A 25,858-nucleotide genomic window follows, 5' to 3' on the forward strand; every position below is an offset into this window, starting at 1 on the left:
AAAAATAAGCCACCCTCGCTGTAACAAAACGGCAGCGGCGCTCTCTATCTGAGAGCGCCGCTGCCGTTTTTCCTGAATTGTCATTTCGGCCGAAGCGAAGTGGAGGAACCCGCGGTTCCTCCATAAGCAAATGTCCGGGTGCCCCGCATCTCGTGCTGTTCGAGATGTGGGTTCGCAGGATCAGGGTACCCCTGTCCTCCCCACATCTCGCGTCTGAGACGCGGGAAGCCACGCCTATTAGTTCTCCACTAGCATCGCTACCGGCATGGTGTCGAAGAGATCAGCCAGGCGCAGCGAACCATTCTCAGCGACCGTCCGCTCGAGGCCTATGAATGCGTCGACGAATCTCTTCCCCTCATAGCCTTCGAGCGTGAGGGCATCATTCCCCCACACGCTCCCCAACGGCATCTTCGCTTCATTGCGCATGCGTGTGCAGGTGAAGCGCGGCACGGCAACGAGCACCGTCTTCCCTTTCCAGCGGCGCAGGAAGGCGATCACCTGCTGCTGCGCGTCGCCGGATGCCTGCAGCGCCACGTACTCGCCATGCGTGAAGATCTCCGCCACCTGGCGCCGCGTCTCGAGGGCGCGATGCACGGTCCACAGCTTGATGCGCCCGTCCGCTACATCCGCCACCAGTTCGCGGCAAAGCTCAGCTTTGTCCTCCGCCTGTTTCATCGCGGACAGAGCTTTCCTGCGCAGTTCGTAGTCCACCGGGCGACGGTTATCCGGATCGACGAGGCTCAGGTCCCACATCTCGGTGCCCTGGTAGAAGTCGGGGACACCCGGCGAGGCAGCCTTCAGTACTACCTGCGACAGCGAATTCACCGCACCGAAGAGACGCAACAGCGGCAAAATCTCGCTCAGCGATTCGACAAACGACGTCTCACGGCCTCCCGGCTTCGGCAACAGCAGATCCTCGACGAAGCCATGGACCGCGGCAATGTATTCCGGGTTGGGGCTCACCCAGCTCAGGTTAATCTTGGCCTCGGCGAGCGCCTTGCTCATGTACTCTTTCAGCCGGTCGACGAAGGCCCTGCGATCTTCAGGCGAATGCATCTGCCACGGCCATGCGCCCAGGATCGTTTGATAGATCAAATATTCTTCATTCGGATCCGGAGCCAGCCGTCCGTCTTCGATTCTCCGCAGCAGCTTCGCATTCATGCGATGCCAGCGCCGCACCAGCCGCGGCCACATCGTCTCCAGCTCGGAAAGAACATTTAGCCGGTTGCGCACATCCTCACTGCGCTTCGTATCGTGCGTCGAGGTGCCCAGCATGGCATGCGGCGAGTTCGCCAGCCGCTCTTCATTGCTCGCATGCAGGGTCTCGATCGAGATGCCGAAAGACTTCATCGAGCTGCCGACTTCGTTCGATGAGAGAAAGCGCGTGTATGCGTAAAATGCGGTATCTTCCACACCCTTCGCCATCACCGGCCCGGTGAGCTGCTGGAACTTCAGCGCGAAGTACAGCTCTTTCTCGTCGATTGCCTCGCCATCACGATCATGCAACAGCAGCGTCTGCTCGAGGAAATCGAAGGCCGAGCCGTCGATATCCGGGCTGCGATACTTCGCGCGCACAATCGCGTGATGGATGAAGGCGCGGTCGCGCTGCGTGTACTGTCCACGATCATCGATATAGGTGCGATAGACCGGGAAGCACGCGATCGTTTCGCGAATTGCAGCTTCTAGGGTGTTATCCGTGAAGTCGCGCACGCGACGATTTGCCGCGGCCAGCTGGCTGAGAAGATTCGTCAGCACATACGTCTCGCTGGCCAGCGCATTCTGCATCACCTGAAGCTTGGCGCGATAGATGATCTCTTCCGGGTCCGGCACACGCCCCAGCAGCGTGGCGTAAAGCTGATCGAACTTCTTCAGGTTCTTCTGCTGGATGAAAACCTGGTTCGCAAAGTGCACGAAGTCATAGCCCGAGGTGCCGCTTACCGGCCACTCCTTCGGGAGAGATTCGCGCGGCTCAAGAATCTTCTCGACGACGACATACAGCGGCCCGGCGATCGTGTTCCACTCAAAGCCGCGCACCGCCTCGCGGACACCCTGCTCAATGCCGCTCGGCGCGAGCGGCGGCTGTGCATCCGGACCCAGGCATTGGCTCGCAGTGTAGAGCAGTTGCAGGCGGATGAGGTACTGACGCGGATTGAACATGCCATCCGCATGATCGATGCGCAGCCCGGTCACCTGCTTCGTAGCGATGATCTTGCGAATAAGACAGTGCGTGTCGGCGAAGACCGCCGGGTTCTCCATCTTGAGCCCGACAAGGTCGTTCACATCGAAGAAGCGGCGATAGTTGATCTCCTCGGAGGAGACCTTCCACAGCGCCAGCCGGTAGGGCTGCGCTTCGAGGATTTCGTGCAGACGGTCGAAGCTGTGCGGTTCACCCTCCGTGCCGTTTACCTCGGCGATTACCTTGTCGAAGATCGGCTTCAGCGCAGGATCGGTCAGCGCCGCACGAAGGCGTGGCTTCAGCTCCTTGAGCTGTTCGCGCCGGCGGGCAGCGTGGCCGGGGTCCGCGGTATTGTGCGGAGCGATACGCGCCACTTCCAGCATCAGCGTCCGGAAGCTGTCCGGCAGACCGAGCGCCTCGCACTGCTCCGGGGGAAACAGCAGCGGCAGGGAGCGCGGGGCCAGCGGCATCGTGTGATCGTAGTAGCGGACGATCGCGCGGCCATCTTCGATGGCAATCTGCAGGTGCTTTGCCTCAAGCTCATCTCCGTACTGTTGGCCGAGGATGGGCAGCAGCAGCTTGCCCTGCATATCCGGCTTCAGAGGATTCCAGTCGATATCGAAATAATCGGAGTACTCGGAGGCGCGGCCATTCTCGAGCACATCCTGCCACCATACCGAGTCGTTCCCCACGCCCATGTGATTGGGCACGATGTCCATCAGGTAGCCCATGCCGGCTTCGCGCAGGGTATCCGCAAAGCGATTGAATCCTTCGTCGCCCCCGAGCTCCGGATTGAAGCGATCGTGCCGCGCGACATCATAGCCGTGCATGCTGCCCGGTCGCGCCTCGAAGACCGGCGAGGTGTACACATCCCCGATGCCCAGCTCCCTGAGATAGGGCACGATCTGTTCCGCGTCGGCAAAATTGAATTTCGCGTGCATCTGCAGGCGATACGTTGATAGCGGCGCGCGCGCCTGCCCATGAAGAGTGCGCTGCACACACTGCTCGAGCGTTTCGCTCATCGATCTTCCTCGTTCCCGCATGATTGCGTCTGGCTGTAAGGTCTGTAAGGTCCGGGGGCCAGGGACGGCGGCCTGTTCCCGCACCTATGTCCGCAGTTGGATGCCGGAATCGCTGCCTGCGGCGGCCACCTGCGCCAATGTCCCGGGCAGAGTAGACTGGTGCCATGACCGACAGCAAAGCCACCACTGTCACGCGCAAACGCTTTGAGTATGAAGAAGACGGCCACGTCGCCTATCTTGAGTTCGAAACCACCGACAGCGGCTGGCTCACGCTGTGGCACACCGAGGTGCCCGAAGCCCTGCGCGGCCGCGGCATCGCCGGCATTCTCGCCCGCAGCGCCTTTGATCACGCCCGCGAGAATAACCTCCGCGTCGACGTTATCTGCCCGGCCGCCATCGCCTTCGTCAAGAAAAACCCTGAATATAACGACCTGGTCGGTAAGAAAAGCTGACCAGGCTTGGCAGCCTCGACGGACCGGCGTTCCCGGCCCGGCTTTACGCCACCGCCTTCTGTCGCAGACAATAACATCACAGCACGTTCACCCGTGCCCGATTCGCACTGAGGAGTTGCCATGCCCCTGTCCGGCGAAGCCATTCGCATGATGAACTACGTTGACGACGTCGCGACCACGCTGCGCCGCATCCAGGCCCTCATTCCCACGCTCACGGCCGATGAACGCCAGCGCGTCTCCGAATACCTCGGCAAGTCCACGCCCAGCGCTCAGGACGTCCTCTCCGCTCTCCAGTCCAAGTAAATTCCCAGCCTCAGGCCCGCGGCGTAACCCGTCGCGGGCCTGAGGTTTTTGGACCCGGTTCCGGCGCGGGTTGCGCAAACAGCCCGCCAGCCGCTACAAAGACTGGTATGCCCAGGCGCAAGCAGCCGGTCCCGGCCACGCAGAAGAAAGACATTCCGACCAACCGGCCGATCAGCCTGAAGATTCTCGGCGAATACCTCGACCTATCGCCGGCCACCATCTCGCTGGTGCTCAACAACGCGCCGGGAGTTCGCTCCATCCCGCAGGAGACGCGCGACCGTGTCCTGGTCGCGGCCAAGAAATTCGATTACCGCCCCAGCTTCTACGCCCGCTCCCTGCGCCGCAACCAGAGCTTCTCCATCGGCGTGCTTGTACCCGAGTTGAGCGATGGCTACTCCACGCTGGTTATGAGCGGCATTGAAGAGGTCCTCATCGAAGAGGGCTACTTCTATCTCGCGGCCAGCCATCGCCGCAAGAGCGACCTCATCGAGGAATACCCGCGCATGTTGATGGACCGCTCCGTCGAGGGCTTCATCGCCATTGACACCGCGCTCCAGCACAGCCTGCCGTTGCCTGTCGTCGCGGTCGCGAATCACCGCAGGATCGAAGGCGTCACCAACATCTCGCTCGACCATCGCCGCGCAGCCGAGCTCACGCTTCGCCATCTCCATCAGCTCGGCCATCGCCACATCGCCTTCATGCGCGGCCAGACCTTCAGCTCGGACTCCGACGAGCGCTGGCGCAGCCTGGTGGCCGCGGCCAAGGAACTGGGCATCGAGATACACCCCGAGCTCACGATCCATCTTCAGCTCAATGTCTCTTCGCCTGAACTCGGATACCCGGTCGTGCAGCAGCTCCTGCATCAAAAGCGCCCTTTCACCGCACTGGTCTGTTACAACGACTTTGCCGCAATCGGCGCGATGCGCGCCTTCCGCGAACACCATATCCGCGTGCCTGAGGACGTCTCGGTGGTTGGTTTCGACGATATCCAGGGTGCTGCCTTCCATAATCCGAGCCTCACCACCATTCGCCAGCCGCTGGTCAGCATGGGGCAGACCGCCGCGCGCCTGCTGCTGCAGCGCATCCGCGGCCTCAAAGAATATCCCGAGCAGATTGCAATTTTTCCCGAGCTGGTGATCCGCGAATCGACCATTCCACCCAATCCCCGGCGCCTGCCGCGTAACAGCTGATTCCCTGCCCACGCATGCATTCCCGTAAGACCGTCTATCGTTTCGAATCTCTGCCTGCCGCGCCGTTCTATGCCGGCCTGGTGCTGAGCGGCATGGCCACCGTGCTGCTTGGTCCGATTCTGCCTGCCATCAGCGCGCGCTGGAGCCTCACCGACGCGCAGGCCGGCGCTCTCTTTACCGCACAGTTCGTCGGCGCGATTCTCGGCTCCGTGGTCAGTTCCTATCGCCGCCGGCATAGTGTCGTCTTCGGACATTTCGCCATCGCGCTGGGACTCGCCGGGCTCTCCATCAACAACTACTTTGCGGCCTTGGCGGCGCTGGTCATCATGGGGATCGGCATCGGCGGCGCAGTCACGGCCACCAACCTCATCTTCGGCACGGAGTATCCCGAAGAGCGGGGACGCCTGCTCTCGCGCACCAATCTATGCTGGGGCCTGGGCGCCGTCTCCGCGCCGCAATTCACCGGATGGGCGGAACACCACCATACGCTGCGGCCGTTTCTGCTCACCGCCGCACTGGCCACCCTTGGCGTATCGCTCTGGCTCTCGCCCATGCTGCGCGGAGCGCTTTCCTTCCGCACGCAAAAAGATGTGCCTGCACGCGACAATCTCACCCTGCCGCTCTTCCTGATCTTCAGTGCCATCCTTTTCCTCTACGTTGGAGGAGAGACGGCCATTGCCGGCTGGATCTCCACCTACATGCACCGCTTTGCAGGACTCACCGTTGCCGCCTCGAGCCTCACCGTCAGCGTCTTCTGGTTCTCGATCCTTGGCGGACGGCTGCTGGCCCCTCTGCTGTTGCGCCGCCTCTCGGAGTTCCAGCTGCTGCTGACCTCCATCCTCGCGGCCATCCTCGGACTGTTGCCACTTTTTGCCCGCGTACCCGTCGGCGTCGCCATTGCGGCCGTGGTTCTCTCCGGCATGGGTTGCGCTTCCGTCTTTCCGCTCTCCACCTCGCGGCTGCTGGCCCGGGTCGGCCGCTCACGCCGCACCGGCTGGATCTTTGCCATCTGTGGATCGGGCGGCGCGGTGCTGCCCTGGTCCATGGGACTGCTCTCTGAGCGCTCCGGCTCGCTACGTACCGCCTTTCTGATTCCCCTCGGCGCGATGCTCTCCATCCTGCTTTGCACGCTGCTCGAGCGCGGCCTGCCCGAACCCCACTCCGAAGATCATCTCCCTCAGCAGTAAACGGTTTTACTAATTTGCAGCGGTAGTGCTAGCATGGCCCTTCCAAAAGGAGCCCACTGCCTTGATGAACCGCCGTACCTTCATGAATTACTCCGCTGCGCTCGCCGGCGGAGCTGCCTTTTCCCGCTTCGCTCACGCCCTGCCGCTGGCCTCCTCTGGTGCAGGAATGCCGCCGGTCGATGTGGCCGGAGCCCGCTTTCCCGATGGCTTCCTCTGGGGCACCGCGACAGCCTCTTATCAGGTGGAAGGCGCGTGGAAGGAAGACGGCAAGAGTCTGTCCATCTGGGATACCTTTGCCCATACCCAGGGCAAGGTCAAAGGCGGCGATACCGGCGATGTCGCCTGCGACTCCTACCACCGCTACAAGGAAGACGTCGCCATCATGAAGCAGCTGCACATGAAGAGTGCGCGCTTCTCGGTTGCGTGGACGCGTGTACAGCCGAACGGTTTCGGCCCGGTCAACCAGAAGGGCATCGACTACTACAGCCGCTACGTGGACGAGCTGCTCGCGGCCGGCATCCGCCCCATGTGTACCGTCTTCCACTGGGATCTGCCGCAGGCGCTCGAAGACCAGGGCGGATGGCCGAAGCGCGACCTTTACAAGCGCTTTGCGGATTACGCTTCGATCGTGACGAAGGCGCTCGGCGACCGCGTGAGTACGTGGGCTATCTTTAACGAGCCCTGGGTCTTCACCTATCTCGGCTACGGCAGCGGCATCCACGCGCCGGGCCGCAGGAACTTCGATGACTTCCTGCGCGCTGCCCACACGGTAAACCTCGCCCAGGGTGAAGCCTTCCGCGCCATGAAGGCCATCGCGCCGAAGGCTCAGATCGGCTCCGCGTTCAGCATGGCACCGGTCGCGCCCGCCACACAGAGCGAGGCCGACCACGCCGCAGCCGAGCGCTTCCACGCCATCAACAACGTCTACTTCCTCTACACCGCGAAGCACGGCAAATACCCCGATGCCTTCGTCGGTGAAGCTCCGTACAAAGTGATGGGCTTTGAAGAGGGCGACGGCAAGATCATGCAGGCACCGCTCGACTGGGTCGGCATCAACTACTACAACCGCCGCATCGTGGCCGACGCCGGACAGGGCGGCAATCCCTATACGCATTACACCGAATGGATGCCCGCCGAGGGGCCTGTCACCTACAACGGCTGGGAGGTGTGGCCGCGCGGCATCTACGACATCGTCAGCCGCATCTCGAAGGAATACGACCGCCCGATCATCGAGATCACCGAGAACGGCTGCGCCTACTCCGACGCTCCGCTCAACGAGAATCCTGCAAAGGTGCCGGACGAGCGCCGTCTCGCCTTCTACCGCGATCACCTTGCCGAGCTGGCACGTGCGATCAAGGACGGCGCCGATGTCCGCGGCTACCACGCATGGAGCCTGCTCGATAACTACGAATGGGCCGAGGGCTACAGCCAGCGCTTCGGGCTCGTCTACGTCGACTTCCGCGACCAACGACGCACCATCAAGGATTCAGGCCACTGGTATGGCCGCGTCGCCTCCACCAGCCGCCTCGACGTCTGAGGCTCCCTCACAAACATGCCTGCCAGCCGACGAGACGGTATACTCCGTCTCGTCGGCTCTCTCAAAGGATTCGAGGAAAAGGATTCAAGGCATGTCTCTCCTGAAGTTCGTGCTCGCCTGCGCACTTGTTACTGCTCCGCTGCCGGTTTTCGCTCAGGCTGCGCCCGCATCCACCAGCATTTTGCATCCGGGCGATCTCAACAAGCTGGTACCCGATACTGTCTTCTTTCGCGGACAGACTGCGACGACGCAGGAGCGCAACTCGGGCGGCCTCAAATTCGCTGACGGCTTCTATGTCGTCGCCGCGCTGGTCAACAATTCGGGATACTCCACAGGCATCCAGGAAAAGTACCAGGGCTACCTGCTCACTGAAGTTCCGCTCGACTTCGCCGGGCACAAGCTCGCACCCGGAGCCTACGGGGTGGGCATCGTAAAAAGCGGCAACGCATTGCAGTTTGTGGTGCAGGATATCAGCGCGCACGACCTGCTCACTACCGATGCCGCAAGCGACGCGAAGATGCGCCGCCCTCTGCCGCTGCAGATCATCGCATCGGAGAAACCCGGCAGCTACCGGCTCTATCTCGGGCGCAACTACGTCGAATTCACCCGCGCAGAATAAGACCGGTTAGGGAAAAAGCCGCGACAGCGCTTCGCCTGCCGTGGCCATCACGCGCTCCGTGAACTGGCTTGCATTCAGCGGTGCCTCCGGCCCGACATAGAACGTCCGCACTCCACGACGGCGTGCGAACTGCACAAAACCCGCTGCCGGATGCACCGATCCCGAAGAGCCCGCAACCAGCAGCATGGTGCAACGCTCCAGCTCCGCATAGATGTCATCCATATAGAGCGGCATTTCGCCGAACCACACGATATGCGGGCGAATGCGGCCGCCGCAGGCGCAACGAGGAATCGCGTCTGCCGAGGTGTAGATACCCTCATCGAAGAAATCGCCACGTCCGCATTCACGCTCGCAGCGCGAGCGAAAGAGCTCGCCATGCATGTGCACCACGCGCTTCGATCCGGCGCGTTCGTGCAGGTCGTCCACGTTCTGCGTGCAGAGATAGAGGCGGTCGCCCAGCCGTTCCTCCAGCCGCGCCAGCGCCTGATGCGCGGCGTTGGGCTTCGCGGCAAGCCCGTCGCGACGGCGCATCGCATAGAAGCGCCATACCTGCTCGGCATCTTCATACCACGCCTCGGGCGTCGCCACATCCTCCACGCGATAGCCGTTCCACAGGCCGCCGTTGTCGCGAAAGGTCGGCAGTCCGCTCTCAGCGCTTACACCTGCACCGGTCAGCACAAAGAGACGGTCTTTCTCGCCAATCTCGATCGGTCCGATCTCGTTCGGGTTCACCATGTCTCAGGAATACCGCATCAGCATCATGAAGCCAAAGTCCATGTGCGTCTGCTGATGGCAGTGGAAGAGCGTCGTCCCGGGATTCTGCGCAGTGAAGTCGATCTCCACAGTAGATTTACCCGAAACCGCCACGACATCCTTGTGCAGGCCGCTCATGGGCCTGCCGTCGATGCTAGTGACCTCGAAGGTGTGCCGGTGCAGATGCACAGGATGATCGTCCGTACTTCGGTTCACCATCCGCAGGCGATACCGCTTCCCTTCTTCGAGCATGATCGTGTCGGTTTTCGGAAACGACTTGCCGTTGATCATCCACGAATCGAACTCGCCATGGCCATGAAACTTCGAGGTGAAGACCAGCGGCAGCACGTGGTCCGGCGTGACTTCAGCGGCCACGGGATGCGCGAACTGCGCATAGTCCCACAACGTCTCTGGCGGCGCGATCCACTGCGGCTCGCCTGCCGCTCCTGCATACTCCACCACAATGCCCATGCCCGAGCTGCGAATTTCATCGCGCGTCTCACCCAGTACCCACACACCGGGACGCGTCATCTCGATCAGCACATCGGCACGCTCCGCGGGAGCCAGCCGCAGGGCTTCCATGCTCTTGCGCACCGGCACCGGGTTGCCGTCGAGCGAAAGCACTTCCATGTGGTGCGCCGCCATGCCCAGCCAATGCGTCACCGTCGCGCTCGCATTCACGATCCTGAAGAGCACGCGCTGCCCCTGCTTCACGCGAACCGGTTCGCCGTGCCCGAGCATGCGGTCGTTGATCGTCGCGTAATCGTAAGACGCGTCCATGGACGCATCCCCGCCGCTACCCATGTAGGCATTCCAGTCATGCAACGCCAGGAAAACTTCCTGGTCAAAAGCGCCGGGTTCCTCCTTCGGCTCGACATAGAGGCAGCCGAACTGGCCGGTGTAGAGAGCGCGCTTGAAGTCATGCCCGGCAATGGTGTGCGTGTGATACCACCGCGTGCCCGCCGGCTGCGGCGTAAAGCGATAGCGCCGTTCGCCGCCTGGCATGATCATCGGCGAACCCTCCTCCATCGCGCCATCCTGATCGGATGGAATCCAAAGCCCGTGCCAGTGCACGATCTCCGGCACGTCCGTGCGATTGCGCACGTCGATGGCGATCGGTCTGTCCTCGGGCCAGCGGATGAGCGACCCCGGCACACGCCCGTTGTAGGCAACAGTAGAGATAACCTTGCCCGGCGCAATCTCCAGCTTCAGGGGTGCAATCTCCAGCGACACATCTGCCTGCTGCGCCCAGGCCGAGCGCGCGGACAACAGAGCCGCGGTCACCGCCGAACCCTTCACAAATTCGCGCCGGTTCATCGTCATCCTTTACTGCAGGCTATCGGAGCTGCCTGCGCGATGATGCGTCCAGTCGAAGCGACGACCCACGATGCCCTTCACGATCAGGTGATCGGTGCTCGCCGTCGGCCCCACGCCCACGCCAAAATTAATCTCCCAGTTCGGCGAGACATTCAGGTCGATCGCCGGAAAAAACTGCTGCTGCTGATCATGCAACGAATCGAAGCCGCGCAACGAACCGTAGGAGGCGTAATACTCTAGGCCGCCGGTGACATATTTGTTGAAGTCATAGCTCACCTTTGCATTGGGTGAGAACCCGATACCTTCGCTCACGGTCTGACCATGAAACGAGCGCTCGAGCGCAGGGTTCACCGCGAAATACCAGCGGCCGATTTGCTTATCCACGATCGGACGAATCTCCCATGTCCAAGTATCCGTCGAAAAATCACGGCGCTGGTAGCCGATCTCCGTCGAGAGGCTTACGCCGACAGGCCAGTGCCAGCTGTCCGGTACGCGCACACGCGGACGGATATGATCGCCGACCCACTGCCATCCCTGCCCGTCGCGCAGGCTGGTGAAGATATAGAAGCCGACCTCCGACCAGCTGTTGATTCCCTGCGTGATTTCCACCGTCTCGTGTTCGGCATGATTGGTGGGATAGAGACGATCGGCAGCGAAAGGCGAGCCCGGCAGCGGCTTCGTTCCATCTACGGTGAAGTTGCTGTGCAGCTCAAGCATGGTGGTCTTCGGCGCCACGGTCTCCGATCCGTAGACCTGGATCTCGTAGTTATCCTGCGCCTGCGCTGCACCTGCAAACCACAGCAGGATACCTGTCAGCAGCAACCACATGCGGGCGCCCCGCAATCTGCGCATCGACCTTTGCCCCTCCCACACTTGTGTCTTTCACCCTAGCATGCGTTGCAGGCCCTATTTTGCACGTTTCCGATCTCGACTATCCTTAAGGAAGCCTTAACGCGCATGCCTCAAGATACCCAGCTCGTACAGATTGTCACCGACGCCTTTGCAGATGCGGCGCGGCGCTCGGGCGCGTGGCTGAAGTGCGGCATGGGCTGTAATCAGTGCTGTACCGGAGTCTTCGCAATCAGCGCGCTCGACATCGAGCGCCTGCAGCATGGCCTTGCCGAGCTTCGGCAGTCTGATCCCCCTCGCGCAGCCGCGGTGCTGGAGCGGGCGCAGGCCGCGCGCGCACGCCTTGAAGCAACCTTCCCTGGAAACCCCGTCACCGGCATCCTGCATGAAGCTGCCGAAGACGAAGAAGACCCCTTCGAGGACTTCGCCAACGAAGAGGTCTGCCCTGCGCTCGATCCAGCCACCGGCACCTGCGACCTCTATGACGCCCGCCCCATGACCTGCCGCGTCTTCGGACCGCCCGTGCAATCGGAAGAAGGCATAGGCCTCTGCGAACTGTGCTTCAACGGTGCAGGCGAAGATGCGATCCTCGCCTCCGTGCTCGATACCAGCTGGTCACCGCTCGAGGATGAGCTGAACCGCGAGGCCGAGGCGCGCGCAGAGCACCCGGGCCGCAGCATCGTGGCCTTCGCGCTTAAATAGATATCTTTCCGGAAAAAGCCCGGCGTTATAGCGCGCATAAACAAAGCCGTTCCGCGATGCATATCGTGCTTGTTCCCCGCCACGGACGGGACTAGATTGAGCTATGGCCCGCGCCTTCCCATCCCTTGCCCGCTATCTCCGACCCACGCGCAGCACTCCCCATCCTCAAGGAGTTCCCTATGGCTGTTGATGCTTCCGCGCTCTCCCGCCGTTCGTTTTTCCGTCTCGCCGCAGCCACCTCCGCACTGGCCACCGTACCCATCCTCACCGAACCGCTTCTTGCGCAGACTCAACGCCGACGCTTCCATATGGAGGCATATCCCGCCGGCGCCATCCGCATCGATTCCAACGAAAACCCGCTCGGCCCCTGCGCTGCCGCTGCCACCGCCATATCCGGCATGATCGCCGAGGGCGGCCGCTACGACACGGATCTCACTTTCAAACTTGTTGAGACCTTCGCCGCAATGGAGGGCCTCAAGAGCGAATACGTCGTTCCCTATGCGGGCTCAAGCGAGCCGCTGCACTTCTCGGTGCTCGCCTTTACATCGCCGGAGAAGTCTTTCGTCATCGCAGACCCCGGCTACGAAGCAGGCATGCGCGCCGCAGACGCCAAGGGCGCAAAGGTGATCAAGGTTCCGCTCACCGCGACCCATGCGCACGACGTGAAAGCCATGGTCTCCGCCGACCCCAATGCGGGCGTGATCTACATCTGCAATCCGAACAATCCCACCGGCACGACCACGCCACGCGAAGATATCGAGTATGCGCTGGCCAACAAGCCCAAAGGCTCGATCCTGCTGATCGACGAAGCCTACATTCACTTTTCCGACGCAACACCGTCACTCGACTTCGTGAAGGCCGACAAGGATGTCATCGTCCTGCGGACATTCTCGAAAATTTACGGCATGGCCGGCATCCGTTGCGGCTTCGCCATCGGCCGCCCGGACCTGCTCGAGAAGGTGCAGTTCTATGGCATGAACCCGATGCCGATCACCGCCGTAGCCGCGGCCACCGCCAGCTTGCAGGACAAAGATGTGATTCCGCAGCGCAAGAAGCTCAACGCCGAAATTCGCTCGGAAACCTTCGAGTGGCTGACCGCGAACAACGTCACCTTCATTCCATCCGTGAGCAACTGCTTCATGATGGATACGCGCCGCCCCGGCAGAGACGTGATGGCCGCGATGGCAAAACAGGATGTCTTCATCGGCCGCGTGTGGCCGGTGATGCCCACCTGGGTCCGCATCACCGTGGGCACTCGCGCGGAGATGACGAAGTTCCAGGCCGCCTACAAGCAGGTGATGAACGCAACGAATGCTGAGCTCGCGCTGCCGACGCTCGAACTCGGCCATCGCTTCAGCATCCAGTCCTGATGCGGGACCATCCACGAAGAAAAGCCCCGGCGAATACCGGGGCTTTTCTCGTGGACAATGCTCTCTACTTCGAGCGCACCGCGATCACCTCAATCTCGATCAGCGCCCACGGCGCGGCCAGGGCCGCGACCTGCATTGCCGCGCGAGAAGGCTTGTTCGGCTGCTCCTTCGTTCCGAAGTATTGCAGGTATGCAGCCTGCAGACCAGGAAAGTCGAGCTTGCCGCCTTTGTTCGGATCGCCCGCCATGTAGACATGCATATTCACTACGTCACCCAACGTGAGCCCCTGCTCCTTCAGGATCGCGTCCAGCTTCTTGAAGATGCTTGTGGCCTGCGTCTGCGTATCGCCATATTCGGCGGCCTTGCCTGTCGCCGCATCAGCGAGTGTTACCGGAGATGCCAGTTGCCCGCTGACGTAGAGCGTATCCCCGGCCCACACGGCGGTCGCCAACGGTGACGCGTCCGACTGAATATGCACTACCTTGGTCTGCGCCATTGCCGGACTGGCTGTGACACAGAGCCCAGCCGCAGACATCAGCGCCATCGCAGGCGCACTTCTTTTCACTCGCAACATCGATTCTTTCCTCATTCCTGTCAGGCCTTTTGCGTTGTAACGGGCTGCATCAGCCGCGCCGTCTGCACGTGGTTGGAGATCATCTGCACTGCGCGATGCGAGGCCAGCGCCGCGCCCTCCTGCCAGCCGATGAGATAGCTGCAGTGATCGCCCGAGAAGAAGATGCGGTCATCCGGCTCGATCAATGCCTTGTATGGACCTGCATAGTAATCGCCGCGCCGATTCTTCACATAGCTCGGTGCCGCGCCCACCCAGGAGCCAAGATTGAAGGGCATCATGCCCCAGTTCATGTAGACCGGCTTGGTCAGCTCCTTGCCGTGCCCAGGATGCAGCTTCTCAACCGCCGCGCGCGAAGCATCGAACTTCGCCTGCATGTTCGGCAGCTTGCCGAAGTCCGACTGGTTCTCCACGCCATACCCAGCCACCAGCACACCCTTCTCCGAGAAGAGCTTTGCGCTTGGATACCACATCAGGTTCACCGGCCCCTTGATGACGAAGCCGAGGCCGCCGTAGAGGTTGTAGTCCTGCTCCCAGAAGCGCCGCGACTCCCACGCCACCTTGTAGGCACTGTCGTAATAGACCTCGCTGATGGCCTGCCTCACCTGCGGCGAAAAATCATTCGGAATATTCTTGAGGATCGTCAGCGGCAGCGCGCAGATGCAGTAGTCGGCCTCGAGCATCTTCTCCGCGCCGCCCTGGCTGTATGCAATCCTCACGCCCTTCGATGTCTTGCGGATCTCTTTTACCGCCGCCCCGTACTGCACGGTATCGCCGAGCTTCTTCGCGAAGGCAAAGGGAATGCGATCCATGCCGCCGACCGGTTGAAACATGGTCGCCTGCATGTCGAACATCTCTTCGTACATCATGCCCTGCCAGAACTTCGCATCGAGCAGCGAATGCATCGCAAGCGGCGCGCGCAGCGCCTCGGGGCTTGCACCGGCACCAGGCATCGTCACAACGCCGCTACGTTCGGAGCCCGTATAGCTATAGTCCTTCTGCAGATCGCCGTAGTAGCTCAGGAAGTCGAGCATGCGCTCGTGATCTTCCTTTGAAAGCACATCGTCGAGCCCACCCTTCTGCACGCACTTGGCCAGCATCTCCGATACGTGGCCACGCGTGTCATTGATCGCCTGCCGCTGCTCAACGGCCTTGCCACCGAAGGCATCATCGTTCTGCAGCAGCGCACTCCGCGAAGTGTTTACCTCAACCTCAAGCGGAACGCCAAGCTCTCTGCAGTAACTCAGGATGGTTTTATGAATTGAGGGCAGGCGCGCCGGGCCTGCGTTGAAGTAGCTGTCGTCTTCCCAGCTCGCCGTCTGGCTCATACCGTCGGCAAAGTCGATCCTGGTGCCGGTTCTTACTGTGAAGTTGCGTCCGCCCGGGCGCTGGCGCGCCTCGAGCACCGTACAGGCATAACCGGCTTTGCTCATCTCATAAGCAGCCACCAGCCCGGCTATCCCGCCGCCGAGGATCACCACCTTCGTCCCCGCGCCTGCAGCCAGCTCGACGCGCGAAGCCTCGGCCGCAGCTACCGGCATCAGGCCGAGATGCTGCATCGTGAGAAACGCCGCGCCAAAGCCTCCGGCCTGCCCTACCCGCATTAAAAAATCCCGCCGTGTAAAACCCATCTGATCTCCTGATATGTGGGTTGATGGATACCTATCTGACAGCCCGAAGCGCCTGCTGCTATGCAGGCGCCTCGAACAACGAGTGTGCAGCAGCGCTCAGAAGATGATCTTCAGAGAAAGCTGCGTATTGAACGGTGCACCGGCGCCGATCCCAGGGGCATAGTTCCAGGCGTCGATGGTCTGGGTGAGCGTGAGGGAGGTTGCGCCGGCGGTATTCGGATCGATGCCGCCCGGCGAGCCATAGTTATAACGATTGAAGACGTTAAACATCTCGACACGGAACTGGGTGTTAATTCTTTCCGAGATCGGGGTGTTCTTGAAGACAGAGAGATCCACATCCGAGAAGCCGGGACCGGCATAAGCGTTCCTGCTTGAGTTGCCGAAGGTGCCTGGAGCCGGATCCGTAAACGCCGCCGGGTTCAGCCAGTTGGCGCCAATCTTCTGCTTCTTGAAGCCAGCCGTCGGACTCACGCCGGTAAGCTCGGCGCGCTGCGTGCCTTCCCCCGTGCCCGAAGTATCCGAAGCACTGAGGACCGTGATCGGAATGCCGCCGTGCAGCGTGGCCAGCGTATTCAGCTGCCAGCCATTGGTAAGCGGCTTCCACTTGTTTCCTCCGGGTATCAGGTAGGTCGCCTGCGCGATGAAGATGTTGCGCTGGTCGAAATCGCTCGGGCCGTAATCGCCTTTGAAGTTCGTGCTGTCCTGCGGAAGCGCGCCGCGATAGGCCGTGACTTCATCGAGATTATGCGACCAGGTATACGTTGCCTGCCCGCTGAAGTTATGCAGGTTCGCTACCTTGATCGTGGCCTGCAGCGAGTTGTAGTTCGAGGTCCCGATGCTCTCGATCTGGTTGATATAGGTGTAGTTCGGATACACGCTGTAATACGGCCGGCTCGTCTGAATGGGCGTAGAAGAGTCCGAAGGCGCAGCCTGGTTGATATCCAGGATCGAGAGCAGGTGGCGGGCGCCGCTGGCCACATAGCCAATCTGCGCGACGACCTTGTCCGTAAGGCTCTGCTCGATCTGGGCGTTGTAGTTCAGATCGTGGGAAGGCTGAAAGTTCTTCGCGATCGAGAAAATGCTGCTCGAGGCCGTCGGGTTCGAGAAGACATCGACACCATCGACGATCGTGCCAGCCGTGGGCGTGGTTGCGGTGATCACCGGATCGGGACCACCCGGATTGCCCTCCACGCCGTTGGGCGCGCCATTGCCGGGACGGTTGTCGAGGAAGGGATTGAGGTTCGGCGTGTCGTAGTAGAGACCGACACCTGCGCGAAAGACCGTCTTCGGCGTGATCTGGTACGAGATACCGGCACGCGGGCTGAAGTTCGTGTACTTCGGATCGTAAAGATTGCTGATCTCCGCGCCCTGATAAGCAATACCCGGTGTGGCTGCGGTCGTCAGGTCCGGACGAAAGACGGAGAGATTCTTCCACGGGTTATGCAGCGGCCCCTCGTAGTCCCACCGCAGCCCATAGTTGACGTTGAGCTTGTGCGTAACCTGAAACGCATCCTGCGCGAAGAAATCGAAAGTATTTACAAACACCTGCCGGTCAGGATCGCCGAGCGCGATGGAACCGGTGTTATAGCGGCCTGCGAGAAAGTCCGCCAGCGAGTTCGTGTACGCGTTGCCGGTATCGCCCGTCCCCCACGTATCGTCGGTGTTGGAACCATCGCCGAAGGCCGATCCTAGCGGACCGCCCGTGCCATTGAAGGTGAAGCTGCCAAGCGCGTGACGGTGATAGAACTCGTCGAGCTGAGCCTTGCGCAACTCACCGCCGAACTTGATCTCATGCTTGCCGATCACCCAGGAGAAATCGTCCGTCAGGTGACCGGTGATGTCGTTACGTCCCTCGGGCGGCGTCTCACCCACGGGATCGAATGAACCGATGTTGATGTTCGTGGCACCAGGCAGCGTGGAGCCCGTAACCAGCCCGAGCGAGGCCATATCAAAGCTGTTGTTGTAATCGTTAAAGACCTGATTGAAATAGTTCACACCGGCAAGCACCTGGTTCGTCATTGTCGGCGTGAAGACATGGTTGAAGACGAGCGCATAGTTCTGCACGTGGAGCGGCGCGACTTCGTAGTAGTAGAGAAGGTCCGAACCCACAGGAGCGACCTGGTTGCCCTGGCCCGCAAACCAATGGGCGGAGAGGCTGTTCTTCGAGTCGATCGTCCAGTCAACCTTGGCGAGGCCGTTGTAGCTGTAACCAAACTCGGGATCGCTATCGAGATAGTTGTTCACCGCGCCCGAAGTCGCTGTATCGCCGCTCAGAGCACCGGTCACCTTCGAAGGCCATAGCGTCTTGAGCAGGTTCTGCGACACCGCATTCACTGGCACACCATACTTGTCGAGCGCGGCCAGAGCAGCGGCCTGCCATCCGGTGGAAGGCTCAGTGGCATCGGAAGGGACACCGATGACGAACCGCTGATGCTCATAGGTGACAAACCAGAACAGCTTGTCCTTCACCACCGGGCCGCCCGCGGAAAATCCGTAGTTGTAGTTACGAACCTCCTGCTTCGGTGTGTCCGCGGCAATGCTGGCAGGATTGATCGCACCCAGCGCCTCATTGCGGTTGTAGTAGTAGGCCGTGCCGTGAAGCTGATTGCCGCCGGACTTCAGCGAGAGGTTCACGCTGCCACCGGGATTGCGGCCCGACTCGACCGCGGCCTGCGTCTGCACGGAGAACTGCTGCACCGCATCGATCGGCATGACGATACCGGCAATGCCCGCGACACCGCCCTGATTCACCGCCGGGATGTTATGCCACAGATCGTTGTTATCGATACCGTCGATCTGCCAGTTAATCTGATTCGCGCGCGTGCCGTTCAGCGATCCATAACCGCCAGCGCCGGAGTTCGCAAAGCCCGGAGCCAATACAACCAGCTGCGTAAAGTCGCGTCCGTTCAGCGGCGTGTCCTGCAATGCTTTGCCTTCAACGCCGGAGGTCTGCGTCGTCGACGTGGTGTCGAGAGCCAGGGCCACGGCATTCACCTCAACCGTGGTTGCCGTCTGCGCCACGGTCATTTTGATTGGCAGGGTATAAACCACGCCGGCCGTCACCGGCACGCCATCCACCTTCAGCTTCTGAAATCCCGAGGCTTCCGTCGTCACGGTATATGTGCCGAGCGGCAGGTCCTGAAAGGAAAACTCACCGGCGCTCGACGTCACGGTGTCGTGCGACACACCGGTCGCTACATTCGTTGCTTCTACTTTTGCTGCGGACACGAGCGCACCGGATGGATCCGTCACTACGCCATTGATGCCGCCACGAAAGGTCTGTGCCTGAGCGCCGTCAAATGCCAACAAGAATGCGCCAGCCATCACAACCCACAAAAACAGAGATATCCTGCTTCGCTTCGTCATGGGTACAAAGCCTCCACAAGTGTTCTGGGGTACTGCTCTGCGTTTGTTCTTGCTTTTAGTTGGAAAAGAGGAAGCCGCGAGCTTCGGGAGAGAACTTCAGCGAGCGTCCGGGATTTTTAGAGGCCCGCATTTCAAGGAGGAGGGACGGGCTCTTCGAGGCTCAATTGCCATGCCCGACAATAGCCCTGCACGGATATCAGACAAAGGGAAAAATTTGCCGGATCAGAGGATGAAATAGCGGCGATAAGTCGCCACTTATAGCGAATCGGGACTTATCGCCGCCATCTATCTGGTGGAATCATTTCCATCCATGTACTTAGACTTCCCGTTTCAGCACACGGACGAATTCCACTTCACCACAAAGGGCATATATAAATTTTCTTTATCAAAGCAACATCTGCAGCTACTCGGCGCGCAGTGTCTCCGCTGGGTCAATCCGCGTGATGCGTTGTGCGGGCACAAGCGCGGCCAGCAGTGAGAGCGCGAACAGCAGCGCCGGCGTTGCCGCGAGCGTCCAGAGATCGTAAGGCCCCACACCGTATATCTCGCTGCGTAACAGCCGCAGCACCGCAAAGCATGCAGCCAGTCCGACACCCGCGCCCACGAGTACCGGCGTAAGGCCGGAGCGCAGCATCGTACGCACCGAATCGCCTATTGTCGCTCCCAGTGCGATGCGGATACCGATCTCCCGCCGCCTCTCCACGATCGCGGCAGCCACCAGCGAGCCGACTCCAACCGCCGAGAGCAGCAGCGCCAGCAGGGCGAGCGATCCCAGCAGCAGTACCTCGATGCGTTGCATGGCCAGCTCGGTCTCCATCAGATCCTCGAAGCGATAAAAGCCGGAGAAAGAAAGATCGCGGTCGACACCTGCCAACACCGCTGCCATCGACTGGCCCAGATTCGCCACAGGTCCGCGCGTGCGCACGATCAACGAAGGCTCAAACCAGAGATGCACCGGCGCCAGCATCGCCGCGGGGAACTGCGCGGCAGGCAGGTAGAGCACCGGCTCGGTACCGAGAGGAGCAGTCCACGCGATGCCCTGCTCCTTGGTCACATCGCCGACTACCCCGACGATACGCATCCTCATCGGCGGCTGCTGCGCAGCGCTCTGCGGCTTCGTCAGAAAGCGCCCTACGGCGTTCGCTGTTCCAAAGTACTTCCGCGCGAAGGCCTCGTTCACTACTGCTACGGGCTCGCTGGGCGCGGTGTCGCTATCCTTCACCTCGCGCCCTGCCAGTATCGGCACTCGCAATGTCGCAAAGTAATCCGGTGTGACCCAGCTCGTGCTGGTGCTGATTCGTTCGCCCGCATGCGGCCCATCGGCGATCTGCGCGCCCCAGTTCAGTCCACGCTCATAGGGAACGCTCAGCCCAGCCGCGACATTCTCTACGCCGGGGATGCGGCGCGTCGCAGCGAGGCTATGCGCCAGTAGATTCGTGAACGCGGCTGGCGAGTGATAGCGCGCCTCATCGAGCGACACCTTGCCCAGCGTGACATTGTGCGCATCGAAGCCGGGCGGCAGTGTCTCGAGATAAACGAGCGTACGCACCAGCACGCCGGCTGCTGCCACCAGCACCACCGTCAGTGCCACCTCTCCGGCGATCAGCAGACGCCGCGAGCGTCCTGTGCCTGCCGCCACGCTGTAGCTCTTCGCCGACATGGCTGAGCGCAGCGCCACCCTACGCGCTACCAGCGCAGGCAATGCTCCGAAAAGCACCGTCGTAGCCAGCGTCGCCGCAAGCGTAAAGAGCAGCACGCGGCCGTCGATCGCGAAGCCGCCTAGCGGCTGCATCGTTGCAGGCAGCACGCTCGAGACGGCCCGAAGGCAGGCCGATGCCAGGCCCATGCTGGCCGCCGCACCCAGCGCCGCAGGCAGCAGGCTTTCGAGCCACAACTGCCGCAACAACCGCCAGCGCGAGGCTCCGAGCGCCATCCGCGTCGCCAGCTCCTGCGTGCGCCCGCCGATACGCGCCATCGTCAGCCCGGCAAGATTCGCGCAGGCAATCAGCAGGATGAGGCTCACCGCCAGCATCAGCACCAGCACTTTCGGCCGGCTGCTGTCGTCATTCAGAGAATTCTGCATCGGCTGCGCATACAGCCATGCGCCGCTCGGCGTGGAATCCGTGTCGGGATGCACCGGCAGATGCGCCAGTTCGCCGCGCACCTCATCCCATGTCGCGCCTGGCTTCAGGCGCATCAGGATGCCGCAGTCATACCCCGCGCATGCACCCTGCGCATCGCCCGGCTGCAGCACCGTGTAGAGCTCGCTGTTGCCGTGCGGCATGGTCGCAGCCGCAGGCAGCACGCCTATCACGGTGAACGGCTCTCCTTTTAGCCGCACAGTGCGACCCAGCACTGCGGAGTCCCCGGCAAAGAGCGATTGCCACAGCCCATAACTGAGCACGACCGCGCGAGCCCCACCCGGGCGGCTCTCCGCATTCGAGAACTCGCGCCCGATCAGCGGCTCGAGGCCCAGCACGGAGAAGAAATGCGAGGTCACCGCAGTCGCCGTCACAAAGCGTGCCACATGGCCTGAGCCTGTCTCCGCCGCGAGGTTCACGCCACTCGCAGTCGAGCCCATCTGCCCCTCATACGCGGCCACGGTCGCCGCAGAAATGTGCTGCTTCGCCATCAGCCAGTCATGCACACCGTGGCTGTCATCTTCCTTGCTCCAGTGGCCGCCGCGATCTGTTCCCTCGAGATGCGTCACCAGCGCAGCCAGCCGGTCCGGCTGCGGATAAGGCAGGCGGCGCAGCAGGAACCCATCCACCATGCTGAACACCGCCGTGTTCACGCCGATACCAAGCGCCAGCGTTACGATCACCGCCAACGCGTATCCCGGCGAGCGAAGCATCTGCCGAACCGCAAATCTCACCCCACCCGCCATCTGTCACGCCTTTCGTTACAAATTTCGTTATTCATCCCGCAGCGCCGTCACCGGCTCGATCCGTGCCGCTGCGCGCACCGGCAGCCAGCTTGCGCCGAAGGCCAGCAGCGCAATCGCGGCCAGCGCCGCGCCGAACACCGCCGCATCGTCCGGCCGCACTCCAAAGAGCAGACTGGCCACCGCGCGTGCCAGCGCCACCGCGGCCACCAGGCCCAGCCCCATGCCCGCAGCCATAAGCACGCCTGCGCGGCGCAGGAACATCCGCGTCACATCGCCGTGGGTTGCGCCCAGCAGCAGCCGCAAGCCAATCTCACGCCGCCGTTCTCCCACCACGCTCGCCATCACGCCGAAGATGCCGAGCGCAGCCAGCAGCAGCGCAATGCCTGCATCGACCACCAGCGAAGACGCCGCATACAGCAGCCCGATCAGCGAATCGTGCAGATATCCGGCATAGCTCTCCATATTCGAGATCGCCAAAGTCGGATCCATACCGGCGATCACAGCACGCGCGGCCGGAGCCAGCGCCGTGGCGTCCCCCACCGTGCGCAGAACGTAGCGCGTCGAGAGGGGAGGAAACTGCATTGCGCTCAGGTAGATTGCCGGCTCCGGTCCCGGGTCGATCCACTCATAGCGAACATCGTTCACTTCGCCAACAATGGTGATCCACGGCGTCGGATCGTTCTCGCCCAGCCGTATGCGGTATCCGATCGGCGAGGTATGCGGAAAGTAGCGCTCGGCAAACAACCGGCTCACGACAGCCACACGTGGGGAGTCGAAGCCGTCGCTCCGCGCCAACAGGCGTCCGCGGAGAAGATGAATCTGCATCGGGGCAAAAAACTCCGGGCTCACCGTGATGCGCGAAGCAATCTGCACCTGCCCCGGAGCCACAGGCCGTCCATCGATTGCCATCTGCTGGTCCCAGGTGCCCTCGTTGCCATCCGGCAGATTGCTGGTGATGGTCGCCGTCTCGACACCCGGCAGACCACGCAGCCGCTCGAGACTCCGCTCATACCATTGCGCCTGCTGCACAGGCGAGACCGTGGAGTTTGCAGGAGCCCATAGCTCGAAGGTCAGCACCTTGCCCGGTTCCAGCTTGTCCTGCCCGTGCAGTAACGACCACATGCCTTTGGCCATCAGCACAGACCCGATCACCAGCGTCACCGCCAGCGCAATCTGCACCACCGCAAAAAGGCTGCGCAGCCGATGCGTTGAGCGTCCACCGGTTGTCGTACGCCCACCCGCTTTGAGCTGCTCTACCAGATCCACGCGGAGCGCCTCGAGCGCCGGGGCAAGGCCGGAGACAACACCCGCCGCCACTGCAAGCAGCAGCGAAAGCGCCAGAGCACGACCGTTCAGTGAAATCTGATTCCACCCAGCAACATAGCGCGCGACCCGTTCCGGCATTTCCGCAAGAGCAACACGCAGATAAAGGATCGCCAGCAGCACGCCCACCGCCGCTCCTCCCAGGCTGAGCAGCAGGCTCTCTGCCAGCAGTTGCCGCAGCAGGAGACGCCGGCTGGAACCAAGCGCGGTACGCAGCGCCATCTCCCCGCGGCGGCTGAGACCTCGTGCGAATTGCAGGTTAGCGATGTTCGCGCAGACGATCAACAGTACGAAGCCCGTCGCGGCCATGATCATCTTCAGGTAAAGCGGAGTCAGGTTGCCGTTGATGCCCTTAAGCAGCGGCTCTACCGCGATGCCCCAGCCTCGGTCTCCATCCGGATACTGTGCTGCCAGCCGCTCTGCAACCGAGCGCATCTGCGCCTGCGCCTCGCCCAGCGTTACGCCATCCCGCAACCTCGCGACAGCAAAATACCCGCGGTCGCGCCTGTCGACCTGCTGCTCCGGCGTCGGCGCCAGCGGAACGAAGAGCTCTGCCTCCGGCGGATAGCCCAGCGTGCGCGGCATCACGCCTACGATGGTGTAGTTCCGCCCGTCCAGCGACACCTTCCGTCCAATTACGCCCGCATCACTGCCGAACTGCCGCGCCCAGAAGCGATAGCTCAGGATCAGCTCGGCATCGCGCCCCGCTTCCGACTCGTCGGCGCGAAAGAGCCGGCCCAGCAGCGGTTCGGTGCGCAGCAGCGGGAAGAACCCCGAGGAGACGGACTCCGCCTCCACGTGTACGGCCGCGCCCGCGCCGGTGAGGTTCATCTCGCGATCCCTGCGGAGCGCCAGCGATTCGAAAGAGCTGGTCTCGCGCTGCCAGTCCAGAAAATCGGCCAGCGATACCCGGTCATTGTCGCTGCCCTTCTGCTGTCCGCTGAGCGCAACCACCCGGCCCAGGTCCGGCACCGCGATCGGCCGCAGCATCATCGCGTCCAGCATGCTGAAGATCGCCGTGTTTGCACCAATGCCGATAGCCAGGGTCAGGATCGCCGTCATCGTAAAACCCGGCGACTTTCTTAACTGCCGAAACGCCAAACGAAAATCACGCAGCATGTGTAACTCTTTCTGCTACAAATATCGCTCTGCAGATCTACATCCCGAACTTATTCCTGACGCAATGCATCCATCGGCTCTACCTGCGCGGCGCGGCGTGCCGGAAGCATCGCGCCGATCGTTCCCACCAGCAGGAACAGCAGTGTCGTCGCCGCAAGTGTCACAGGATCATGGACCGGCACACCGAAGACCGCGGCCTTCAGCAGGCGTCCCAGCAGCAGTGCTCCAGTGAGGCCCGGGACCGCACCGGCGAGCACCAGCACGACGCCTTCGCGCAACACGGCGCGCAGCACTCTGGAGCGGTCGGCTCCTAAAGCCATCCGCAGACCGATCTCGCGCGTACGCCGCTCGACGCCATAGGACACCGTGCCATAGATACCCACGGCGGCCAACACAAACGACAGTGCTCCAAAGACGCTCAGTGAAAGGAGTTCCAGCCTCGCCAGACCCTCCTTGTCTTCCGCCAGCATCTTCATCGTTTCCACGGCAAATACAGGCTGCGCGGGATCGACATTCGCAGCGACCGAGGAGACGGCACGCATCAGCGATGCTGGATCGACGGTGGTGCGGAGAACAAAGGTCATGCGGGCCATCGGCTTCTGCCGGTACGGAACGTAATACAGCGGGATGGCATCCTCGCGCGCGCCCCAGCTCTTCTGCCTGGCCGCGATGCCCACGACCGTCGCTCCGTCTCCGCAATACCAGTCGCATTGCAGGGTTTGTCCGAGCGGATTGATCCCCGGCCAGAGCTTGTTTGCCAGGTCGTCCGTCACAATGATTACCTGCGGCGCGGCTGCGTTGTCGGTGTCCGCAAAATCGCGGCCCGCCACCAACTGGATGCCCATGGTGTGCAGATAACCCGGCGTCGAGAGGCGGGGCATGCCGGCATCCTGTGCCCCGGCCACGGAGCCGGCTCCAGCCCCGGCCCTCACCATCAGCACCATCTCCGGCCCATTGCGGAGAGGAACGCCATCGACCGCCGCGGCCCGCTCCACTCCGGGCAGCGCCCTGAGAGCGCTCAGCATGCGGTCCTGATAACTCACGATTGTCTGCGGACCGGCTTTTTCATCGTCATAGGGCTTGCCATGCAGATTGACGGAGAAGGTCAGCAGGTGTTGCACTCCATACCCCAGCGGCTCGGCCTGCACCTTCTGCATGCTGCGTATCAGGAGACCTGCGCCCGCGACCAGGATCAGCGCGAGGGTCACCTCGCTGCTCACCAGCACGCGATGCAGCTGCCGATGAGCGAACCCTCCGCTTTTCCACCATCCACCGCTCTTCAGAACCTCCCCCGGATCCTGTCTTCTGACGAGCCACGCCGGCGCAAGTCCGGCAGCAACACCGGCGAGCAGCGCCAGCAACGCGGTAAACGCCAGCACGGGAAACGAGAGCGAGGGACGAGGAAAATCCGCGAGCGAGCTATCCCGCAGGCGATAGAGCAGACTCAGCAGCCCTTCCGCCAGCCATACTCCGCAACCGCCCCC

Annotated in this window: 18 protein-coding genes; 8 read left to right on the plus strand and 10 right to left on the minus strand. The window is 61.9% G+C overall.

The features are described from left to right. Positions 1-237: 237 nt before the first annotated feature. Complete coding sequence (gene treY / locus QM649_RS17765) at positions 238-3,198, minus strand: malto-oligosyltrehalose synthase (RefSeq protein WP_415200411.1); 2,961 nt, start codon at positions 3,196-3,198, stop codon at positions 238-240. A gap of 164 nt (positions 3,199-3,362) precedes the next feature. Between treY and QM649_RS17770 the strand changes: the two genes are divergently transcribed. The 6 genes from QM649_RS17770 to QM649_RS17795 all read left to right on the plus strand — a co-directional run bounded on the left by QM649_RS17770 (position 3,363) and on the right by QM649_RS17795 (position 8,486). Then, entirely contained in the window at positions 3,363-3,650 is a 288-nt protein-coding gene (locus tag QM649_RS17770) for a GNAT family N-acetyltransferase (protein WP_415200412.1), read from the plus strand. Positions 3,651-3,770: 120 nt separating this feature from the next. Continuing rightward, the gene (locus tag QM649_RS17775) at positions 3,771-3,953 is read left to right on the plus strand and encodes a hypothetical protein (RefSeq protein WP_415200413.1); all 183 of its coding nucleotides are present in this window, start codon (positions 3,771-3,773) and stop codon (positions 3,951-3,953) included. Between the two features lie 107 nt (positions 3,954-4,060). Further along, complete coding sequence (locus QM649_RS17780) at positions 4,061-5,143, plus strand: LacI family DNA-binding transcriptional regulator (protein ID WP_415200414.1); 1,083 nt, start codon at positions 4,061-4,063, stop codon at positions 5,141-5,143. A gap of 14 nt (positions 5,144-5,157) precedes the next feature. After that, positions 5,158-6,330, plus strand: a complete 1,173-nt coding sequence (locus tag QM649_RS17785; protein WP_415200415.1) for an MFS transporter — start codon at positions 5,158-5,160, stop codon at positions 6,328-6,330. A 64-nt stretch (positions 6,331-6,394) separates the two neighbouring features. Then, positions 6,395-7,867 carry a GH1 family beta-glucosidase gene (locus tag QM649_RS17790; protein ID WP_415200428.1) on the plus strand — a complete coding sequence of 491 codons (1,473 nt, stop codon included), beginning with the start codon at positions 6,395-6,397 and terminating at the stop codon, positions 7,865-7,867. Positions 7,868-7,958: 91 nt separating this feature from the next. Beyond that, on the plus strand, positions 7,959-8,486 hold the full coding sequence (locus QM649_RS17795; RefSeq protein WP_415200416.1) for a hypothetical protein: 528 nt from the start codon (positions 7,959-7,961) through the stop codon (positions 8,484-8,486). Positions 8,487-8,492: 6 nt separating this feature from the next. Here QM649_RS17795 and QM649_RS17800 read toward each other — a convergent pair whose 3' ends face one another. The 3 genes from QM649_RS17800 to QM649_RS17810 are packed head-to-tail and all read right to left on the minus strand — an operon-like array spanning position 8,493 to position 11,408. After that, positions 8,493-9,221 carry an SIR2 family NAD-dependent protein deacylase gene (locus QM649_RS17800; protein ID WP_415200417.1) on the minus strand — a complete coding sequence of 243 codons (729 nt, stop codon included), beginning with the start codon at positions 9,219-9,221 and terminating at the stop codon, positions 8,493-8,495. A gap of 3 nt (positions 9,222-9,224) precedes the next feature. Next, on the minus strand, positions 9,225-10,556 hold the full coding sequence (locus QM649_RS17805; RefSeq protein ID WP_415200418.1) for a multicopper oxidase family protein: 1,332 nt from the start codon (positions 10,554-10,556) through the stop codon (positions 9,225-9,227). A gap of 9 nt (positions 10,557-10,565) precedes the next feature. After that, complete coding sequence (locus tag QM649_RS17810; protein WP_415200419.1) at positions 10,566-11,408, minus strand: hypothetical protein; 843 nt, start codon at positions 11,406-11,408, stop codon at positions 10,566-10,568. Positions 11,409-11,513: 105 nt separating this feature from the next. Between QM649_RS17810 and QM649_RS17815 the strand changes: the two genes are divergently transcribed. Beyond that, a complete protein-coding gene (locus QM649_RS17815; RefSeq protein WP_415200420.1) occupies positions 11,514-12,107 on the plus strand; it encodes a YkgJ family cysteine cluster protein in 594 nt (197 codons plus the stop codon). Between the two features lie 179 nt (positions 12,108-12,286). After that, complete coding sequence (locus tag QM649_RS17820) at positions 12,287-13,477, plus strand: pyridoxal phosphate-dependent aminotransferase (protein ID WP_415200421.1); 1,191 nt, start codon at positions 12,287-12,289, stop codon at positions 13,475-13,477. 64 nt (positions 13,478-13,541) lie between these two features. On the opposite strand, the gene QM649_RS17825 is transcribed toward QM649_RS17820, so the two are convergent. The 6 genes from QM649_RS17825 to QM649_RS17850 all read right to left on the minus strand — a co-directional run. Further along, on the minus strand, positions 13,542-14,021 hold the full coding sequence (locus tag QM649_RS17825) for a Rid family hydrolase (protein ID WP_415200422.1): 480 nt from the start codon (positions 14,019-14,021) through the stop codon (positions 13,542-13,544). 50 nt (positions 14,022-14,071) lie between these two features. Then, positions 14,072-15,679, minus strand: coding sequence for a flavin monoamine oxidase family protein (locus QM649_RS17830; protein WP_415200423.1), 1,608 nt, complete (start codon positions 15,677-15,679; stop codon positions 14,072-14,074). Positions 15,680-15,775: 96 nt separating this feature from the next. Next, positions 15,776-18,988: a TonB-dependent receptor domain-containing protein gene (locus QM649_RS17835; RefSeq protein ID WP_415200424.1), complete on the minus strand. Its 3,213-nt coding sequence runs from the start codon at positions 18,986-18,988 to the stop codon at positions 15,776-15,778. A 460-nt stretch (positions 18,989-19,448) separates the two neighbouring features. Beyond that, positions 19,449-21,932, minus strand: coding sequence for an ADOP family duplicated permease (locus QM649_RS17840; protein WP_415200425.1), 2,484 nt, complete (start codon positions 21,930-21,932; stop codon positions 19,449-19,451). Between the two features lie 27 nt (positions 21,933-21,959). Then, entirely contained in the window at positions 21,960-24,374 is a 2,415-nt protein-coding gene (locus QM649_RS17845; protein WP_415200426.1) for an ABC transporter permease, read from the minus strand. Positions 24,375-24,424: 50 nt separating this feature from the next. Then, positions 24,425-25,858, minus strand: a 1,434-nt coding sequence (locus tag QM649_RS17850; RefSeq protein WP_415200427.1) for an FtsX-like permease family protein, incomplete at its 5' end; no start/stop codon positions are given.

The sequence above is a fragment of the Silvibacterium sp. genome (assembly GCF_047605705.1).
Classification (GTDB): Bacteria; Acidobacteriota; Terriglobia; order Terriglobales; family Acidobacteriaceae; genus Silvibacterium.

Bases quoted from the DNA above. Each gene is read 5' to 3' on its own strand.
- treY (WP_415200411.1), bottom strand. From the start codon at position 3,198: ATGAGCGAAACGCTCGAGCAGTGTGTGCAGCGCACTCTTCATGGGCAG.
- QM649_RS17770 (WP_415200412.1), top strand. From the start codon at position 3,363: ATGACCGACAGCAAAGCCACCACTGTCACGCGCAAACGCTTTGAGTAT.
- QM649_RS17775 (WP_415200413.1), top strand. From the start codon at position 3,771: ATGCCCCTGTCCGGCGAAGCCATTCGCATGATGAACTACGTTGACGAC.
- QM649_RS17780 (WP_415200414.1), top strand. From the start codon at position 4,061: ATGCCCAGGCGCAAGCAGCCGGTCCCGGCCACGCAGAAGAAAGACATT.
- QM649_RS17785 (WP_415200415.1), top strand. From the start codon at position 5,158: ATGCATTCCCGTAAGACCGTCTATCGTTTCGAATCTCTGCCTGCCGCG.
- QM649_RS17790 (WP_415200428.1), top strand. From the start codon at position 6,395: ATGAACCGCCGTACCTTCATGAATTACTCCGCTGCGCTCGCCGGCGGA.
- QM649_RS17795 (WP_415200416.1), top strand. From the start codon at position 7,959: ATGTCTCTCCTGAAGTTCGTGCTCGCCTGCGCACTTGTTACTGCTCCG.
- QM649_RS17800 (WP_415200417.1), bottom strand. From the start codon at position 9,221: ATGGTGAACCCGAACGAGATCGGACCGATCGAGATTGGCGAGAAAGAC.
- QM649_RS17805 (WP_415200418.1), bottom strand. From the start codon at position 10,556: ATGAACCGGCGCGAATTTGTGAAGGGTTCGGCGGTGACCGCGGCTCTG.
- QM649_RS17810 (WP_415200419.1), bottom strand. From the start codon at position 11,408: ATGCGCAGATTGCGGGGCGCCCGCATGTGGTTGCTGCTGACAGGTATC.
- QM649_RS17815 (WP_415200420.1), top strand. From the start codon at position 11,514: ATGCCTCAAGATACCCAGCTCGTACAGATTGTCACCGACGCCTTTGCA.
- QM649_RS17820 (WP_415200421.1), top strand. From the start codon at position 12,287: ATGGCTGTTGATGCTTCCGCGCTCTCCCGCCGTTCGTTTTTCCGTCTC.
- QM649_RS17825 (WP_415200422.1), bottom strand. From the start codon at position 14,021: ATGGCGCTGATGTCTGCGGCTGGGCTCTGTGTCACAGCCAGTCCGGCA.
- QM649_RS17830 (WP_415200423.1), bottom strand. From the start codon at position 15,679: ATGGGTTTTACACGGCGGGATTTTTTAATGCGGGTAGGGCAGGCCGGA.
- QM649_RS17840 (WP_415200425.1), bottom strand. From the start codon at position 21,932: ATGGCGGGTGGGGTGAGATTTGCGGTTCGGCAGATGCTTCGCTCGCCG.
- QM649_RS17845 (WP_415200426.1), bottom strand. From the start codon at position 24,374: ATGCTGCGTGATTTTCGTTTGGCGTTTCGGCAGTTAAGAAAGTCGCCG.